General features: G+C 62.3%; 16 protein-coding genes. 7 read left to right on the top strand and 9 right to left on the bottom strand.

Going from position 1 to position 17620, the window contains the following annotated elements; all coding sequences use genetic code 11:
- Positions 1-60 precede the first annotated feature (60 nt).
- The 8 genes from pdxJ to lptF all read right to left on the bottom strand — a co-directional run bounded on the left by pdxJ (position 61) and on the right by lptF (position 8466).
- Entirely contained in the window at positions 61-807 is a 747-nt protein-coding gene (gene pdxJ / locus KCG88_RS13800; RefSeq protein ID WP_011059424.1) for a pyridoxine 5'-phosphate synthase, read from the bottom strand.
- A 49-nt stretch (positions 808-856) separates the two neighbouring features.
- Positions 857-1546, bottom strand: coding sequence for a DNA repair protein RecO (gene recO / locus KCG88_RS13795; RefSeq protein ID WP_210712554.1), 690 nt, complete (start codon positions 1544-1546; stop codon positions 857-859).
- Positions 1547-1664: 118 nt separating this feature from the next.
- Positions 1665-2567, bottom strand: coding sequence for a GTPase Era (era, locus tag KCG88_RS13790; protein ID WP_019094760.1), 903 nt, complete (start codon positions 2565-2567; stop codon positions 1665-1667).
- Positions 2560-3249: a ribonuclease III gene (gene rnc, locus KCG88_RS13785; protein ID WP_011059421.1), complete on the bottom strand. Its 690-nt coding sequence runs from the start codon at positions 3247-3249 to the stop codon at positions 2560-2562. The genes era and rnc overlap by 8 nt, the downstream gene beginning before the upstream one ends.
- 216 nt (positions 3250-3465) lie before the next feature.
- Complete coding sequence (gene lepB, locus KCG88_RS13780) at positions 3466-4320, bottom strand: signal peptidase I (protein ID WP_047284039.1); 855 nt, start codon at positions 4318-4320, stop codon at positions 3466-3468.
- A 5-nt stretch (positions 4321-4325) separates the two neighbouring features.
- Positions 4326-6125, bottom strand: coding sequence for a translation elongation factor 4 (gene lepA / locus KCG88_RS13775; protein WP_047284038.1), 1800 nt, complete (start codon positions 6123-6125; stop codon positions 4326-4328).
- A 168-nt stretch (positions 6126-6293) separates the two neighbouring features.
- Positions 6294-7355, bottom strand: coding sequence for an LPS export ABC transporter permease LptG (gene lptG, locus KCG88_RS13770; protein WP_047284037.1), 1062 nt, complete (start codon positions 7353-7355; stop codon positions 6294-6296).
- Entirely contained in the window at positions 7348-8466 is a 1119-nt protein-coding gene (lptF, locus tag KCG88_RS13765) for an LPS export ABC transporter permease LptF (RefSeq protein WP_047284036.1), read from the bottom strand. The genes lptG and lptF overlap by 8 nt, the downstream gene beginning before the upstream one ends.
- A 306-nt stretch (positions 8467-8772) precedes the next feature.
- On the opposite strand from lptF, the gene KCG88_RS13760 reads away from it, so the two are divergent.
- From KCG88_RS13760 to rlmF, 5 genes are all read left to right on the top strand, one after another.
- Positions 8773-10263, top strand: a complete 1491-nt coding sequence (locus tag KCG88_RS13760; RefSeq protein ID WP_047284035.1) for a leucyl aminopeptidase — start codon at positions 8773-8775, stop codon at positions 10261-10263.
- 60 nt (positions 10264-10323) lie between these two features.
- Positions 10324-10752, top strand: coding sequence for a DNA polymerase III subunit chi (locus tag KCG88_RS13755; RefSeq protein WP_015634262.1), 429 nt, complete (start codon positions 10324-10326; stop codon positions 10750-10752).
- Between the two features lie 7 nt (positions 10753-10759).
- Entirely contained in the window at positions 10760-11245 is a 486-nt protein-coding gene (locus KCG88_RS13750; RefSeq protein WP_047335769.1) for a hypothetical protein, read from the top strand.
- Between the two features lie 119 nt (positions 11246-11364).
- Complete coding sequence (locus KCG88_RS13745) at positions 11365-14211, top strand: valine--tRNA ligase (RefSeq protein ID WP_210712553.1); 2847 nt, start codon at positions 11365-11367, stop codon at positions 14209-14211.
- A gap of 190 nt (positions 14212-14401) precedes the next feature.
- Entirely contained in the window at positions 14402-15427 is a 1026-nt protein-coding gene (rlmF, locus tag KCG88_RS13740) for a 23S rRNA (adenine(1618)-N(6))-methyltransferase RlmF (protein ID WP_210712552.1), read from the top strand.
- Positions 15428-15521: 94 nt separating this feature from the next.
- Here the strand turns inward: rlmF and KCG88_RS13735 are convergent, their stop codons facing one another.
- The gene (locus KCG88_RS13735; RefSeq protein WP_003440137.1) at positions 15522-15803 is read right to left on the bottom strand and encodes an HU family DNA-binding protein; all 282 of its coding nucleotides are present in this window, start codon (positions 15801-15803) and stop codon (positions 15522-15524) included.
- A gap of 394 nt (positions 15804-16197) precedes the next feature.
- Between KCG88_RS13735 and yejK the strand changes: the two genes are divergently transcribed.
- Both yejK and KCG88_RS13725 read left to right on the top strand, forming a co-directional pair.
- The gene (gene yejK / locus KCG88_RS13730; RefSeq protein ID WP_210712551.1) at positions 16198-17202 is read left to right on the top strand and encodes a nucleoid-associated protein YejK; all 1005 of its coding nucleotides are present in this window, start codon (positions 16198-16200) and stop codon (positions 17200-17202) included.
- Positions 17202-17555 carry a glutaredoxin family protein gene (locus KCG88_RS13725; RefSeq protein ID WP_210712550.1) on the top strand — a complete coding sequence of 118 codons (354 nt, stop codon included), beginning with the start codon at positions 17202-17204 and terminating at the stop codon, positions 17553-17555. Before yejK ends, KCG88_RS13725 begins: the two co-directional genes overlap by 1 nt.
- Positions 17556-17620: the final 65 nt, after the last annotated feature.

Here is a 17620-nt window from a genome sequence, read left to right as displayed (position 1 = left end):
TCGCCGGCCAGCCGGCTCCTGCACAACCTGTGTAGGAGCCGGCTGGCCGGCGAAGGCGATTCAGGCCTTGGCCGCAGCCGCCAGGATCAAGGCCTTCATCTCAGCCACCGCACCTTTGAAACCGACAAACAGAGCGTGGGCCACAAGGGCATGGCCGATGTTCAGCTCGTTGATGCCCTTGATCGCCGCCACCGCCTCGACGTTGTGGTAATGCAGGCCATGGCCGGCGTTGACGATCAGGCCCTGGGCCAGGCCAACAGCAACGCCGTCGACGATACGCTGCAGCTCCTCGGCCACTTCACTGGGCGTCTGGGCATCGGCATAACGCCCGGTGTGCAGTTCGATGGCCGGCGCGCCGACCCGCTTGGAGGCCTCGATCTGACGCTCGTCGGCGTCGATGAAAAGGGACACCTCGGAACCGATTTTCGACAGCCGCTCTACCGCCGCCTTGATCCGCGCCTCCTGCCCCGCCACATCCAGGCCGCCCTCGGTAGTGAGTTCCTGGCGGGTTTCCGGTACCAGGCAGATGTGCGCCGGGCGAATGCGCTCGGCAAAAGCCATCATCTCTTCGGTGACGCCCATTTCGAAGTTCATGCGGGTCTGCAGCACGTCCTTGAGCAGCAGCACGTCGCGCTCCTGGATATGCCGGCGATCTTCGCGCAGGTGCACGGTGATGCCGTCGGCGCCCGCCTCTTCCGCGTCCAGCGCTGCCTTGACCGGGTCCGGGTAACGGGTGCCCCGTGCCTGGCGCAGGGTGGCAACGTGGTCGATGTTCACGCCAAGAAGAATGCGATTGCTGGTGGTCACGGAAGCGCTCCTGAATAAATGAAGATTCGGCGCACAGCATACGGGGAGACTAAGGCTTGCGAAACAACTCACGACTGACCAGGGGCCGGCCGCCCAGGTGCACCGCCAGGGCCTGGCGCATCAGGCGCTTGGCCGCCGACAGCGCGCCGGGAGCGCTCCAGTCGGCCTCGGCCATGGCCAGCAACTCGGTGCCGTTGAACAGCCCCGGCTGCAGCAGGAACACCTGCTCCAGCCCGGCATCCACCTGTAAACGGTACAGGCCGTCGGCAGCGATGGGCGCACCATGGATGTCGCTGTCCAGGGCAAAGCCGTAGCCCAGGTCATCCAGCAGGCGCCATTCGAAAGCCCGCAGCAGGGGCTCCAGGGGACGGCCTTCGGCCAGGGCCAGCAGCGTGGCAGCGTAGTGGTCGAATACCGCAGGATGGGGATCTTCCGCCGGCAGCAGGCGAATCAGCAGCTCGTTCAGATAGAGGCCGCTGAACAACGCCTCGCCATTGAGCCAGGCGGCGACGCCGGCACTCTCCATGCGCCCGACGTTCTTCAGTTCGCCGCGGCCGCGAAACTCGACTTCCAGGGGCACGAAGGGCCGCGCCAGGGTCCCGGCCTTGCCCCGCGCATTACGCAGGACAGCACGCAGGCGACCTTGGGGGGTAAGAAAATCCACCAGGGCACTGCTTTCGCGGTAGGCGCGGCTGTGCAGGACGTAGGCGAGTTGGCCGACTGGGGCGTTGCTGGACATGGTTGCGAGGGATCTCAGGGGAAGAGAGGGAACCGGGTCCGGAAAAGGGGTTGCAGCTGTTCGCCGGCAAGCCAGCTCCTACAGGAAGGTGCAGGAGCCGGCTTGCCGGCGAAGTGCATCAGAGGTCGCCGTAGCCCAGCGAGCGCAGGGCGCGTTCGTCGTCGGACCAGCCGCCCTTGACCTTGACCCAAAGGTTGAGCATGACCTTGGAATCGAACAGCAGCTCCATGTCCTTGCGCGCCTCCATGCCGATGCGCTTGATCCGCTCACCCTTGTCGCCAATGATGATTTTCTTCTGGCCGTCGCGCTCGACGAGGATCAAGGCATGGATATGCAGGGTCTTGCCCTGCTGCTTGAACTCTTCGATTTCCACGGTGATCTGGTAAGGCAGCTCGGCACCGAGCTGGCGCATGATCTTTTCCCGCACCAGTTCGGCGGCGAGGAAGCGGCTGCTGCGGTCGGTGATCTGGTCTTCCGGGAAGAAGTGGTCGTTCTCCGGCAGGTGCTTGGCGATCAGGCCTTCCAGGGCTTCAAGGTTGTGCCCCTGCTGGGCGGAAACCGGCACGATCTCGGCGTTCGGCAGTTGCTCCTGCAGCCAGGTCAGGTGCGGCATCAGCTCGGCCTTGTCCTCGATGCGATCGGTCTTGTTGATCGCCAGGATTACCGGGCCCTGCACGTACTGCACACGCTCCAGTACCAGTTGGTCTTCGTCGGTCCACTTGGTGCGATCGACCACGAAGATCACCACGTCGACGTCTTTCAAGGCCGCCGAGGCGGTCTTGTTCATGTAGCGGTTCAGCGCCTTCTCGTTGCTCTTGTGCATGCCGGGGGTGTCGACGTAGATCGCCTGGATGGCGCCTTCGGTCTTGATCCCGAGCATGTTGTGACGAGTGGTCTGGGGCTTGCGCGAGGTGATCGCCAGCTTCTGGCCGAGGATGTGGTTGAGCAGCGTCGACTTGCCCACGTTGGGGCGGCCGACGATGGCGACATAGCCACAGCGTGTTGCAGTTGAATCAGTCATGGCCATTCTCCACGCCCAGGGCAATCAGTGCTGCGGCGGCCGCTACCTGTTCGGCAATACGGCGGCTCACACCCTGACCTCGGCTTTTTTCATTCAATAAGGTGACTTCACATTCAACGAAGAATGTCCGGCAATGCGGCTCGCCCTGGATATCCACCACTTCGTAGCGTGGCAGTTCGCAGGCGCGGGACTGGAGGAACTCCTGCAGCCGGGTCTTGGGGTCCTTGTTGGTGTCCACCAGGGTCAGGCTCTCGAACTCCGAGGCCAGCCAGGACAGCACGCGGTCACGGGCAGTCTCCATGCCGGCGTCCAGGTAGATCGCACCAATCAGGGCTTCCAGGGCATCGGCCAGGATCGACTCACGACGGAAACCGCCGCTCTTCAATTCGCCGGAGCCCAGGCGCAGGTATTCGCCCAAGTCGAAACCGCGGGCCAGCACCGCCAGTGTTTCACCTTTCACCAGGCGCGCGCGCAAGCGCGACAGCTGGCCTTCGCGGGCCTGGGGAAAGCGCTCGAACAGCGCCTCGCCGGCCACGAAGTTGAGAATGGCGTCACCGAGAAACTCCAGGCGTTCGTTGTTGCGCCCGGCAAAGCTGCGGTGAGTGAGGGCCAGCAGCATCAGCTCCTGGTCCTTGAAGGAATAACCGAGCTGACGCTCGAGACGGCTCAAAGAAACGCTCACGGTTTACCCACGCTGGTTTCGTTGCCGAAACTCGCCATCCCAGGGGCCGCGCACGAGGTGCGGGTAGCAATTAACGCTGTGTTCAAATTTACATCCTGAATATCGTTGACTGCATGCTTCTGGCGATAAGGCTGTTACGGGTCGCCCAAGGGCAAGGCCGTTTTATACAAGAGCCAGAAAAGCATTCGGCGCTGTGTTCAACAGCGCCGCGTGTGATTACTTGATCAGGCCAACCCGCGAGAAATTCGGCAGGTGGCTGAGTTTCGGTTCGGGCCAGCTCATCCAGACTGCGAAGGCCTTGCCGACGATATTCTTGTCGGGAACCATGCCCAGCAGGTCCTTGGGAATACTTGGATCGTCCCAGTAGCGACTGTCGTTGGAGTTGTCGCGGTTGTCGCCCATCATGAAGTAGTGCCCGGCCGGCACCACCCAGCGACCGTCCGGGGTTGCCCGGTAACGGCTCATTTCCTTGCGGATCAAGTGCTCGGCGGCGCCCAGTTTTTCCTTGTACAGCTCGGCGCTGCCCAAGGTGCCGGGTTCAGCCCCCACCAGTTGCTCCGCCACCGGCTGACCGTTGACGAACAGATGCTTGTCACTGGTGTAGCGCACTTCATCACCCGGCAGGCCGACCACACGCTTGATGTAGTTGACGTTCGGATCGCTTGGGTAGCGGAACACCATCACATCGCCGCGCTGCGGATCACCGACTTCGATGACCTTCTTGTCGATCACCGGCAAGCGGATCCCGTAGGAAAACTTGTTCACCAGGATGAAGTCGCCCACATCCAGGGTCGGCTTCATCGAGCCCGATGGGATCTGGAACGGTTCCACCAGGAACGAACGCAGCACCAGGACGATGAACAGCACCGGAAAGAACGACTTGCCGTATTCAACCAGCAGCGGCTCTTTGCTCAGCTTCTCGACCACCAACCCGTCCGGCTGGCTGACGCTGCCCTGATAGTTGGCAATGGCGGCACGCCGGCGCGGCGCCAGGAACACCAGGTCGAGCAACGCCAAGAGACCGCAAACGAAGACAGCGATGACCAGCAACAGCGGGAAATTTAGTGACATAGGACCTAACTATCCAACCTGAGCACGGCAAGGAAGGCTTCTTGTGGAATTTCCACGTTACCCACTTGCTTCATGCGTTTCTTACCGGCCTTCTGCTTTTCCAACAGCTTGCGCTTACGGCTAACGTCGCCGCCGTAGCATTTGGCCAGTACGTTCTTTCTGAGCGCCTTGACGGTTGTCCGCGCCACAATCTGCCCACCGATGGCGGCCTGGATTGCCACGTCAAACATCTGCCGAGGAATCAGTTCTTTCATCTTTTCGGTCAGCGCACGCCCTTTGTAGTGGGCGTTGTCACGGTGCACGATCAACGCCAAGGCGTCGACCTTCTCACCGTTGATCAGCACATCCAGTTTCACCAGATTAGCCGACTGGTAACGATCGAAATGGTAATCCAGCGAAGCATAGCCGCGACTGGTGGATTTCAGACGGTCGAAGAAGTCCAAAACCACTTCGTTCATCGGCAGGTCGTAGGTCACCTGGACCTGGCTGCCGAGGAACAGCATGTCGTGCTGCACGCCGCGCTTCTCGATACACAGGGTTATGACGTTGCCCAAGTGCTCTTGCGGCACAAGAATATTGGCCCGCACGATCGGCTCGCGCATGTCTTCGATCGCCGACAGATCCGGAAGCTTGGACGGGTTGTCGACGTAGATCGTGTCACCGTTCTTCAGTTGCAGCTCGAAGATTACCGTCGGTGCGGTGGTGATCAGGTCCAGGTCGTACTCGCGCTCCAGGCGCTCCTGGATGATCTCCATGTGCAGCATGCCGAGGAACCCGCAGCGGAAGCCGAAGCCCAGCGCATCGGAACTTTCCGGGGTGTATTGCAGGGAAGAGTCGTTCAGGGTGAGCTTCTGCAGGGCTTCGCGGAAATCCTCGAAGTCGTCGGAGCTGACCGGGAACAGGCCGGCGTAGACCTGGGGCTGGATGCGCTTGAAACCCGGCAGCACTTCAACGTCCGGGGTCGAGCTCAGGGTCAGGGTGTCACCCACGGGCGCGCCGTGGATGTCCTTGATGCCCGCGATGATGAAGCCCACTTCACCGGCCTTGAGGTCGGTGGTGGCGGTGTGTTTCGGGTTGAATACACCAACGCTGTCCACCAGGTGGATCTTGCCGGTGGACTTGACCAGGATCTTGTCGCCCTTCTTCACCCGGCCATGACGTACACGTACCAGGGACACGACGCCCAGGTAGTTGTCGAACCAGGAGTCGATGATCAGGGCTTGCAGCGGGTCTTCGATATTGCCGGTCGGTGCCGGAATGGTGGTCACCAGGCGCTCGAGCACCTCGTCCACGCCCAGGCCAGTCTTGGCGCTGCAGGTCACGGCGTCGGTGGCATCGATGCCGATGATCTTCTCGATCTCTTCCTTGACCCGCTCCGGATCGGCCTGTGGCAGGTCGATCTTGTTCAGCACCGGCATCACTTCCAGGCCTTGCTCGATGGCGGTATAGCAGTTGGCAACCGACTGGGCTTCGACGCCCTGGCCGGCGTCCACCACCAGCAATGCGCCTTCACAGGCCGCCAGGGAACGGCTGACTTCGTAGGTGAAGTCCACGTGGCCCGGGGTGTCAATGAAGTTCAGCTGGTAGGTAATGCCGTCGCGGGCCTTGTAATAGAGGGTGACGCTGTGGGCCTTGATGGTGATCCCGCGCTCACGCTCAAGGTCCATGGAGTCCAGAACCTGGGCTTCCATTTCGCGCTCGGCCAGGCCGCCGCACATCTGGATGAAGCGATCGGCCAGAGTCGACTTGCCATGGTCAATGTGGGCGATGATGGAGAAATTGCGGATATGACTCAAATCACTCACGGATGAACACTCAAAAAGGCTGCAGGCATGGCCCGCCGAAAAATAGCCGGGAATTGTACCTGATACTCGGCACAAGCGTCACGCTCGCCTGTCAGCGTTTGTCAAATGCAAAAACGCCCCGATCCAAGGACCGGGGCGTTACCTCAAAACCCTGGCAAAGCCGCAGAATCAGCCGGCCCGGCGCAACAGCCAGACACCCGCCACCGCACAGATACCCGCAGGCACCAGCACCGCGAACAGCGGCGAAAAGCCAAATACCAGGCTCGAAGGGCCCAGCAGGTCCTGGGCGATTCGGAAGGTGAACCCCACCAGTACGCCGGTGAATACCCGCTGCCCCAGGGTGACCGAACGCAGCGGACCGAAAATGAAGGAAATGGCCATCAATACCAGCGCTGCCGTCACCAGCGGCTGCAGGACCTTGACCCAGAATGCCAGCCAGTAGCGACCGTTGTTCAAGCCCTGGTCGGCCAGGTAGTGGATGTACCCCCACAAGCCGCTGATGGACAGCGATTCCGGCGCCATCACCACGGTACTCAGCAGTTGCGGGCTCAGAGCCACGTCCCAACGTTCGTCGGGCACGCTGATGACTTCGGTATGACCGTCGCGGAAGTAGGTGGTAGTGACGTCCGTCAACTGCCAGTAGTCCTCGTGGAAACGGGCCTGGCGGGCAAAGCTCGACGACAGCATGTGGCGCTGGCCATCGAAGTGGTAGCGGGTCACGCCATACAGCAGGCCATTGGGCTGAACTGCGTTGATATGAATGAATTCATCACCCTGGCGATGCCACAGACCGTGCTTGGAACTCTGGGCATCGCCGGAACCCTGGGCCAGGGCACGACTGGCCTGGGCCTGAGTCTCGGTAGCCGGGGCCACGTACTCGCCCACCAGCACACCCACCAGCATCAGCACCAGCATGGGCTTCATCACCGCCCAGACGATGCGCCCCACCGACACACCAGCGGCGCGCATGATGGTCAGCTCACTGTTGCTGGCCAGGGTGCCCAGGCCGATCAGGCAGCCGATCAGGGCGGCCATGGGCAGCATTTCATAGACCCGGCGCGGCGCGGTGAGGACGACGTAGCTCATGACATCCATCACGGTGTAGGTATCGCTGACGCTGCCCATCTCATCGATAAAGGCAAACAGCGAGGCCAGCCCGAGAATGATCCCCAGGACCGCCAGGATAGCCATGAACACACTGCTACCGATGTAGCGATCGAGCTTAACCACGAGCCATCTCCTTCACGCTGCGACGACTCGCCATTTTCAAGCGCATCGGCTCCCAATACATCAGGCCGAGGCCGATCAACAGAAACAGTAGGTGCACCCACCACAGCCCCAGGGTCGGGGACATCTTGCCCTTCTCCATGGCACCGCGCACGGCGATCAGGATGGTCAGGTAGGCCATGTACAGCAGGATGGCCGGGATCAGCTTGAGGAAGCGGCCCTGACGCGGATTGACCCGGGACAGTGGCACCGCCATCAGCGTCACGATGAACACCAGCAACGGCAGGGACAGGCGCCACTGCAGCTCGGCACGGGCCCGCAGGTCATCCTTGCCGATCAGCTCGGAGGTCGGCATGGCGTCGCGGTCGGTCACTTCGTCGCTGACATCCGGACGCTCCAGCAAAACACCGTAGGTGTCGTACTTGATCACCCGGTAGTTGGCCTCGCCCGGGTTGCCGTCATAGCGATAGCCGTTTTCCAGGATCAGGTAGCGATTGCCGTCGGGGCGAATGTCCTGATGGCCCTTCTCGGCCACCAGCACCGAAATGCCCTCGTCCTTTTTCTGCTGGCCCAGGCGCTTCTCGGAAATGAACACCCCGCCCAGGTTGGCCCGATCTTCGGACAACTGCTCGGTGTAGGTGACCCGGGTACCGTCGTTGAGCGCCTGGAAGCGCCCGGCCACCAGCGTGTCGAACTCGGTCAGGGCATCCTGCTTGTTCAGCAGCAGCTGGAACTGGTTGGCGCCCTGGGGCGCCAGGCTCAGGCTCAGCCAGGCCACCACCAGGGCCACCAGGGCCGCCGGAATCAGGGTCATGCCCAACAGGCGTTGCTGGCTCATGCCGGTAGCCGACAGCACCGTCATCTCGCTTTCGAGATAAAGCCGGCCATAGGCCAGGAGAATGCCGAGGAACAGCCCCAGGGGCAGGATCAGTTGCAAGAAGCCCGGCAGGCGATAACCCATGATCAGGAACAGCGAGCCCGGATCCAGGGCTCCCGAGGCGGCTTGCGCGAGGAACTTGACGAAGCGCCCGCTCATGATAATGACCAGCAATACCGCACTCACGGCACTGAGGGTCAACAGGATTTCGCGGGACAGATAACGAAAGACGATCAAACCAGACACTCCAGGGTTGTCAGGCTAAGGCGGCCGAACAAGCAAACGTATCGAGCCGGCCCCAGACGCAGGGCCGCCGAAAAAAGATGGCGCATTATCCTGTGATTGCGCGCGCCTGTCACGGAGGATGCTCACCCAGCGCTCTCATGCACCGAAACTGGCCCATGCGAGGGTTGTCAGCCGCGACCGGCGAGGTTCAAACTGGCGGCTTTGTCGTCGGCAGCATGCGGCGTCTTCTTCTATATAGATAAGCTCGGCGCAGGGCAGCTTCCTGCGCTCTTTGACCATTTATTCAGGGACCCAGACATGGAACTGGTTGTAAAAAGCGTTAGCCCGGAAACGTTGAAGACCGCCACCCTGGTGGTCGCCGTCGGTGAAGGCCGCAAACTCGGCAGCGTTGCCAAGCAACTGGACGAACTCAGCGGCGGCGCCATCAGCGCCGTACTCAAGCGCGGCGACCTGGCCGGCAAGGTCGGCCAGAGCCTGTTGCTGCACGGCGTGGCCAAGCTCAAGGCCGAGCGGCTGCTGCTGGTAGGCACCGGCAAGGACGGCGAACTGGGCGACCGCCCGTTCCGCAAGATCATCAGCGGCGTGCTCGCCACCCTCAAGGGCCTGGGCGGCAGCGACGCCGTGCTAGCGCTGGATGAAGTGGTGGTCAAGGGCCGTGACAGCTACGGCAAGACCCGCCTGCTGGCCGAAACCCTGGTGGACGGTGGTTATGTCTTCGACCGCTACAAGAGCCAGAAGGCCGAACCTCGCGCCCTGAAGAAAATCACCCTGCTGACCATCAAGGCCGCCGAAGCCGAAGTCCAGCGCGGCGTGACCCATGCCCAGGCCATCGCCAATGGCATGGCCTTTACCCGCGACCTGGGCAACCTGCCGCCGAACGTCTGCCACCCGACCTTCCTCGGCGAACAGGCCAAGGCCCTGGGCAAGGAGTTCAAGGGCCTGAAGGTCGAGGTCCTCGACGAGAAGAAGATCAAGGAACTGGGCATGGGCTCGTTCTATGCCGTGGGCCAGGGCAGCGACCAGCCGCCGCGCCTGATCGTCATGCAGTACAACGGCGGCAAGAAGTCCGAGAAGCCGTTCGCCCTGGTGGGCAAGGGCATCACCTTCGACACCGGCGGCATCAGCCTCAAGCCGGGCGCCGGCATGGATGAAATGAAGTACGACATGGGCGGCGCCGCCAGTGTGTTCGGCACCCTGCGCGCCGTGCTGGAGCTCAAGCTGCCGATCAACCTGGTGTGCATCCTGGCCTGCGCCGAGAACATGCCCAGCGGTGGCGCCGCGCGCCCTGGCGACATCGTCACCACCATGAGCGGGCAGACCGTGGAGATCCTCAACACCGACGCCGAAGGCCGCCTGGTGCTGTGCGATGCCCTGACCTACTCCGAGCGCTTCAAGCCACAGGCCGTGATCGACATTGCCACCCTCACCGGTGCCTGCGTGGTCGCCCTGGGCGCCCATACTTCGGGCCTGCTGGGCAACAACGACGAACTGATCGGCCAACTGCTCAGCGCCGGCCAGCAAGCCGACGACCGCGCCTGGCAACTGCCGTTGTTCGACGAGTACCAGGAGCAACTGGACAGCCCCTTCGCCGACATCGCCAATATCGGTGGGCCGAAGGCCGGCACCATCACCGCCGCCTGCTTCCTCTCGCGCTTCACCAAGAACCTCAACTGGGCGCACCTGGACATCGCCGGCACTGCCTGGACCAGCGGTGGCAAGGACAAGGGCGCCACTGGCCGTCCGGTCCCCCTGCTGACCCAATACCTGCTGGACCGCGCCAAAGCCTGAAAACCATGACCGCAGGGGGCGCCGCATGAAGGCGGCGCCCTCCTCGGCTCAGGAAGCCCAATGACCAAAGTCGACTTCTATATTCTTCCCAGCGCGGACCCTGCGGCGCGCCTGGATTTTGCCTGCAAGCTCACCGACAAGGCCTGGCGCATGGGCCACCGCATCTACCTGCATTGCAGCGATGCAGAGCAAAGGGACGAGCTCGATGCCCGCCTGTGGCGCTTCAAGGGCGAAACCTTCGTCCCCCACGGCCCGGCAGAAAGCGAACCCGAAAGCCTGATCGTCCTCGGCCTGGGCCAGGACCCCGGCCCCCACAATGACCTGCTGGTGAACCTGGACCTGAAAGTGCCGGCCTTCGCTCCGCGTTTTGCCCGGATTGCCGAGGTGGTGGTGGAAGACCCCGCTATTCGTCAGGCGGCCCGCGAGAGTTTCCGTTTCTATCGCGAACAGGGCTATCCTCTGCAAGATCACCGTTTACAGCGACTCTGAGCACCCGATGGACACTCCCAATCCGCTGCAAAAGCCCGCGCACCTGCTGGATGACCTCGAGTCGATCCGTAAACTGCTCGGCGATGAAAACCTGCAACCGCCACTGCTGACCGAGACCGTCAGCAGTGAAGTACAGATTCCCCTGCTGTTCGACATGGTGGGCAGCCAACAGCCTGCCGCCGCGCCATCTGCTCCCGTAGCCCCTGTCAAACCGCAACCCGCGCCAGCCCCGGCGCAAGTGGCCGCACCCGCACTGCCCCCGGTTCCCACCCCTGCCCCGGCACCTGTTGCTGCACCCGTCGCCAAGCCTGCGCCCGCCGGCACCCATGCCGATGCCTTGCTGCACCTGGACAGCGAGCTGCGCGCCGCCGCGCAATTGATCATGCAGGACGTGATCGACGACTTCGCGCCGCATATCGAAACCGAGATCAAGCGTCGCCTCGACGCCCGCCTGGAACGCCTGCTCGCAGCGGCCACCAGCGGCAAACCATAAGCCACACGCAAAAGCCGGGCATGGCCATCTTGTCGCTTGCCGCTGGTGGCTTGCTGGCGCCGCCCTCCGCTATACTTCCCGGCTTTTCCTGAATAAATGCCAATAGGGTCCCGCCGCGCATGGATAAGACCTACCAGCCGCACGCCATTGAAACTTCCTGGTACCAGACCTGGGAGTCCGAGAACTACTTCGCCCCGCAAGGCGCGGGCGACTCCTACACCATCATGATCCCGCCGCCGAACGTCACCGGCAGCCTGCACATGGGCCATGGTTTCAACAACGCGATCATGGACGCCCTGATCCGTTTCCGCCGCATGCAGGGTCGCAACACCCTGTGGCAGCCGGGTACCGACCACGCCGGTATCGCCACGCAGATGCTGGTGGAGCGCCAGATCGAAGCCCAGGGCCAGAATCGCCATGATCTGGGCCGGGAAAAATTCCTCGAGAAAGTCTGGGAATGGAAGGATCAGTCCGGGGGCAACATCAGCCGCCAGATCCGCCGCCTGGGCTCCTCCGTGGACTGGAGCCGCGAGCGCTTCACCATGGACGACGGCCTCTCGGAAGCGGTGAAGGAAGCCTTCGTGCGCCTGCACGAAGACGGCCTGATCTACCGCGGCAAGCGCCTGGTCAACTGGGACACCAAACTGCACACGGCGATTTCCGACCTCGAAGTGGAAAACCACGACGAGAAGGGTTTCCTGTGGAACCTCAAGTACCCGCTGGCCGACGGCGCCAAGACAGCCGAAGGCAACGACTACCTGATCGTCGCCACCACCCGCCCGGAAACCATGCTCGGTGACTCCGCCGTCGCGGTGAACCCTGAAGACGAGCGCTACAAAGCCCTGATCGGCAAATTCGTCGAGCTGCCCCTGGTGGGCCGCCGCATCCCGATCATCGCCGACGACTACTGCGACCCCGAGTTCGGCACCGGTTGCGTGAAGATCACCCCGGCCCACGACTTCAACGACTATGAAGTCGGCAAGCGCCACAACCTGCCATTGCTCAACATCTTCGACAAGAACGCCGCCGTGCTGCCGGCCTGCCAGGTGTTCAACCTGGACGGCAGCCTGAACGACAGCATCGACGGCAAGATCCCGGCCGAGTACGTGGGCCTGGACCGCTTCGAAGCGCGCAAGCAGATCGTGGCCGCGTTCGACGCCGCCGGCCTGCTGGTGAGCGTCGACGACCACGCGCTGAAAGTGCCGAAGGGCGACCGTTCCGGCACCGTCATCGAGCCGTGGCTCACCGACCAGTGGTATGTTTCCACCAAGCCGCTGGCAGAACCTGCCATCGCCGCCGTGGAAGACGGCCGCATCGCCTTCGTGCCCAAGCAGTACGAGAACATGTATTTCTCCTGGATGCGTGACATCCAGGACTGGTGCATCAGCCGCCAGCTGTGGTGGGGCCACCGCATTCCGGCCTGGTACGACGAGTCGGGCAAGGTCTATGTCGGCCGTGACGAAGCCGAAGTACGGGCCAAGCACAACCTCGGCCCGGACGTTGCCCTGCAGCAGGACAACGACGTGCTCGACACCTGGTTCAGTTCGGGCCTGTGGACCTTCTCTACCCTGGGCTGGCCGGAGCAGACCGAGTTCCTCAAGACCTTCCACCCCACTGACGTGCTGGTCACCGGCTTCGACATCATTTTCTTCTGGGTCGCCCGGATGATCATGCTCACCATGCACCTGGTGAAGAACGAAGACGGCACGCCGCAGGTTCCGTTCAAGACCGTGTACGTGCACGGCCTGGTCCGCGACGGCCAGGGCCAGAAGATGTCCAAGTCCAAGGGCAACGTCCTCGACCCGCTGGACATCATCGACGGCATCGACCTGGAAACCCTGGTGCAGAAGCGCACCACCGGCCTGATGCAGCCCAAACTGCAGAAAGCCATCGAGAAGCAGACCCGCGCCGAATTCGCCGAGGGCATCGCCAGCTACGGCACCGACGCCCTGCGCTTCACCTTCTGCTCCCTGGCCACCACCGGTCGCGACATCAAGTTCGACATGGGCCGCGTCGAGGGTTACCGCAACTTCTGCAACAAGATCTGGAACGCCGCGCGCTACGTGCTGGACAAGGGCGAGGACTGCGGCCAGAACGGCGAGGCCTATGAGCTGTCCCTGGCGGACCGCTGGATCATCTCGCAGCTGCAGCGCACTGAAGCCGAAGTCACCCGCCAGCTCGACCAGTTCCGTTTCGACCTGGCCGCCCAGGCCCTGTACGAGTTCATCTGGAACCAGTACTGCGACTGGTACCTGGAGCTGTCCAAGCCGGTGCTGTGGGACGAGAACTCGCCGGTTGAACGCCAGCGCGGCACCCGGCGCACCCTGGTCCGCGTACTGGAAGTGGCCCTGCGCCTGGCCCATCCGTTCATGCCGTTCATCACCGAGGAAATCTGGCAGCGCCTGGCTCCGCTGGCCGGCGCCGAAGGCAAGACCATCATGCTGCAGCCTTGGCCGGTGGCCAATGAAGCACGCATCGACCAGGCCGCCGAAGACGACATCGAATGGCTCAAGGGCCTGATGCTCGGCACTCGCAACATTCGCGCCGAAATGAACATCGGCCCGGGCAAGCCCCTGGCCCTGTTCCTGAAGAATGTCAGCGCCGAAGACCAGCGTCGCCTGACCGAGAACGAAGCCTTGCTGAAGAAGCTGGCCCGGCTCGAATCCATCACCGTACTGGCTGCCGGTGACGAAGCGCCGCTGTCCGCCACGGCGCTGGTGGGCGAGATGGAAGTGCTGGTGCCCATGGCCGGCCTGATCGACAAGGGCGCCGAACTGGCGCGCCTGGACAAGGAAATCCAGCGCCTGCAAGGTGAAGTGCAGCGAGTGGGCGGCAAGCTGTCCAACCCGTCCTTCGTCGACAAGGCCCCGGCCGAAGTGATCGAGAAGGAACGCGCCAAACTGGCCGAAGCCGAACAGGCTCTGGGCAAGTTGGCAGAGCAGCACGCCCGGATCTCCAGCCTGTAACGGCGATTCGCGCAGTGTGAAAGAGGGAGGCCCGCAAAGGCCTCCCTTTTTTATTGGCGGCACATCGCTTTCGCTGGCAAGCCAACTCCTAGCCTTACGCGGTGGTTTGCCGGAGGCGAAGCCTCCCGCCCCAACGCCGCAAGATATGGGACAATGCTCGCCACTTTGAACCACCCCGAATCGATCCCCCATGACCGCCCCCAGCACACCCAAGCCTTCGCGCAAAAAGCCCAAGCCCGCCGCCCCCGCCAAAGCCGCCACGCCCCGGGAAAAGGCCAGCCTGCATCCGCGCAATCGTCACCAGGGGCGTTACGACTTCCCGCAACTGATCAAGAGCACACCGGAGTTGAGGCAGTTCGTGATCCTCAATCCCTATGGCAAGGAAAGCATCGACTTCGCCGACCCGGCCGCCGTACGGGTCTTCAACCGGGCCCTGCTCAAGGCCTTCTACGGGATTGCCCACTGGGACATTCCGGCGGATTTCCTCTGCCCGCCCGTGCCGGGTCGTGCCGATTACGTGCATTTCCTCGCCGACCTGCTGGCCAGCCACAACCAGGGGGAAATCCCTCGTGGCGCGGCGGTGCGGGTCCTGGATGTCGGGGTCGGCGCCAACTGCATCTACCCGCTGATCGGCTACAGCGACTACCGCTGGCAGTTCCTCGGCTCGGACATCGACAGCACCGCCCTGGCCGCGGCCAAGGCCATCGTCCAGGCCAACGGCTTGAACAAGGCCATCAGCCTGCGCCAGCAGGGCAACCCCAAACAGATCCTCGGCGGCCTGCTCGACAGCACCGAGCGTTTCGACCTGACGATGTGCAACCCGCCCTTCCACTCCTCTCTGGACGAAGCCACCCGCGGCAGCCAGCGTAAATGGCGGGCCCTGGGCAAGGCCGACCCCAAGCGCAAATTGCCGGTGCTGAACTTTGGCGGGCAGGCCCGGGAACTCTGGTGCGAAGGCGGCGAGATCCGCTTTGTCAGCCAGTTGATCAGTGAAAGCGCCAGCGTCGGCCAACAGGTGCTGTGGTTCAGCACCCTGGTGTCGAAGGCCTCTAACCTGCCGGCGATTGAAAGCGCGCTGAAAAAGGCCGGAGCCCTGGAAAGCCAGGTGGTGGAAATGTCCCAGGGGCAGAAACAGAGCCGCTTCGTCGCCTGGACCTTCAAGGACAAGGCACAGCAACAGGCCTGGAGCCAGGAACGCTGGACGAGGAAGAACTAAAGAGGCGGGGGAGTCAAAGACGATTCACCTTGCGTGAATCGGTGTTACACAAACCGTGCCCGGAAAACTTCTGAGCACGGTTTCACTGCAAGTATTACTTGTTAACAGCGTCGGTCAGGCCTTTAGCCACAACCAGCTTGATAACTTTCTTGGCAGCGATTTCGATGGCAGCGCCAGTCGATGGGTTACGGCCAGTACGGGCAGGACGCTCGGTCACTTTCAGTTTGCCGATACCTGGCAGAGTGATTTCGCCGCCATTTTCCAATTGATCAGCAACGATCTGAGCCAGTTGGTCCAGGGCGTTACGCGCGGTGGTTTTCGGCGCGTCGATAGCTTCAGCGATATCAGCGATCAGTTGGTCTTTAGTAATAGCCATTGTGGTGTTCCTTCCCTATCAAATTCATTTGGATTGCAGAGTGCAGTGTCAGCCATCGAGCCAGATCTTTTGAATCTGGCACCCCGGTTACAACCACGACAGATCGGGGTTATAGATACCGAAATCAGGGTTTGGTTCGACCCGACAAATGCTGAATGCACGCTTAACGCTGAGACATCGCGTAAGACGGGGCAAAACTAGCACACAGACGGGGAAATATCCGCCTCTACCTAGCCATTTGGTCAGCTTTATTGCGCTAAATCGGTAAAAAAATGCATAAGCCTTACCGACGAGCCGTTCATCACCCGGCAAACCGCGCCAAAACCAGTGGGTGCGGTACACTGGGCACTTTTTCGGGGAGCCCGCCCTCCCCCTTCAATCAGCCGAGAAGCCCATGCCGATCCGTCATTGCATCGTCCACCTGATCGACAAAAAACCCGACGGCAGCCCAGCAGTCCTGCACGCCCGCGATTCCGAACTGGCAGAGTCCGCGGCCATCGAGAACATGCTCGCCGACCTCAATGAAAGCTATAACGCCAAACAGGGTAAAGCCTGGGGCCTGTTCCACCCCGAGTCCGGCGCGTTCCCCTTCAGCGGCTGGCTGAAGGAGTACCTGGACGGCGGCCAGGACTTCACCGCGTTCAGCCGGGTAGCGGTGGAACATCTGCAGAAGCTGATTGAAGAGTCCAACCTGTCGGTCGGCGGCCACGTGCTGTTCGCCCACTACCAGCAGGGCATGACCGACTACCTGGCCATCGCCCTGCTGCACCACAGCGAAGGCGTGGCCGTGACCGACGAGCTGGACGTGACGCCGTCGCGCCACCTGGACCTGGGCCAGTTGCACCTGGCGGCGCGGATCAACATCTCCGAATGGCAGAACAACAAGCAGTCCAAGCAGTACATCTCCTTTATCAAGGGCAAGAACGGCAAGAAGGTCTCGGAGTATTTCCGCGACTTCATCGGCTGCCAGGAAGGCGTCGACGGCCCGGGTGAAACCCGCACCCTTCTCAAGGCCTTCAGCGACTTCGTCGAAAGCGAGGACCTGCCGGAAGACTCGGCCCGGGAAAAGACCAAGACCCTGGTGGACTACGCCAGCAGCCAGGCCAAGCTCGGCGAACCCATGGGCCTGGAAGAGCTCTCGGAACTGATCGACGAGGATCGCCCCAAGGCGTTCTACGATCACATCCGCAACAAGGACTACGGGCTGTCACCGGAGATCCCGGCGGACAAGCGCACCCTGAACCAGTTCCGCCGCTTCACCGGTCGCGCCGAGGGCCTGTCCATCAGCTTCGAGGCCCATCTGCTGGGTTCGAAGATCGAGTACGACGAAGAAGCCGGAACCCTGATCATCAAGGGCCTGCCAACCCAGCTGACCGACCAGCTCAAGCGCCGTAACTGATGCTCCAGGGGGTATTGAAGAAGTTCTTGCTGATCCTGCTGGTGGTGGTGATCTACCAGCACTGGGGCAAGATCGAGCGCCTGTTCAACCCTTCGGCGGTGGTCAGCGAAGAGATCCGCGGCCAGGCCCGGGTGGTGCTGTACGCCACCGACTGGTGCGGCTACTGCAAGGCCACCCGGCGCTTTCTCGATCAGAAGGGCATTCCCTACCGCGAGTTCGACATCGAGAAAGATGCCGAGGCGCGCAAGGCCTACACCGCCCTGGGTGGTGCCGGGATTCCGATCCTGGATGTCAATGGCACCCTGATCCGCACCTATGATCCCGACGCCATCATGGCGGCGCTGAAGCCCTAGGAGCCGTTTCGCTTGCCGGCGAAAGGGGGCGGCAGATCATGCACCGATCTTGAGGACGCCTTCGC

It is taken from the genome of Pseudomonas sp. MWU349 (assembly GCF_017947325.1).
GTDB classification, from domain to species: Bacteria; Pseudomonadota; Gammaproteobacteria; order Pseudomonadales; family Pseudomonadaceae; genus Aquipseudomonas; species Aquipseudomonas protegens.
Note: the sequence above shows the minus strand (reverse complement) of the source record. Positions and strands in the feature narration are given on the sequence as shown.

Excerpts from the sequence above, each read along its gene's own strand:
- recO (WP_210712554.1), bottom strand. The coding sequence starts at position 1,546 with ATGTCCAGCAACGCCCCAGTCGGCCAACTCGCCTACGTCCTGCACAGC.
- era (WP_019094760.1), bottom strand. The coding sequence starts at position 2,567 with ATGACTGATTCAACTGCAACACGCTGTGGCTATGTCGCCATCGTCGGC.
- lepB (WP_047284039.1), bottom strand. The coding sequence starts at position 4,320 with ATGTCACTAAATTTCCCGCTGTTGCTGGTCATCGCTGTCTTCGTTTGC.
- KCG88_RS13760 (WP_047284035.1), top strand. The coding sequence starts at position 8,773 with ATGGAACTGGTTGTAAAAAGCGTTAGCCCGGAAACGTTGAAGACCGCC.
- KCG88_RS13755 (WP_015634262.1), top strand. The coding sequence starts at position 10,324 with ATGACCAAAGTCGACTTCTATATTCTTCCCAGCGCGGACCCTGCGGCG.
- KCG88_RS13750 (WP_047335769.1), top strand. The coding sequence starts at position 10,760 with ATGGACACTCCCAATCCGCTGCAAAAGCCCGCGCACCTGCTGGATGAC.
- KCG88_RS13745 (WP_210712553.1), top strand. The coding sequence starts at position 11,365 with ATGGATAAGACCTACCAGCCGCACGCCATTGAAACTTCCTGGTACCAG.
- rlmF (WP_210712552.1), top strand. The coding sequence starts at position 14,402 with ATGACCGCCCCCAGCACACCCAAGCCTTCGCGCAAAAAGCCCAAGCCC.
- KCG88_RS13735 (WP_003440137.1), bottom strand. The coding sequence starts at position 15,803 with ATGGCTATTACTAAAGACCAACTGATCGCTGATATCGCTGAAGCTATC.
- yejK (WP_210712551.1), top strand. The coding sequence starts at position 16,198 with ATGCCGATCCGTCATTGCATCGTCCACCTGATCGACAAAAAACCCGAC.
- KCG88_RS13725 (WP_210712550.1), top strand. The coding sequence starts at position 17,202 with ATGCTCCAGGGGGTATTGAAGAAGTTCTTGCTGATCCTGCTGGTGGTG.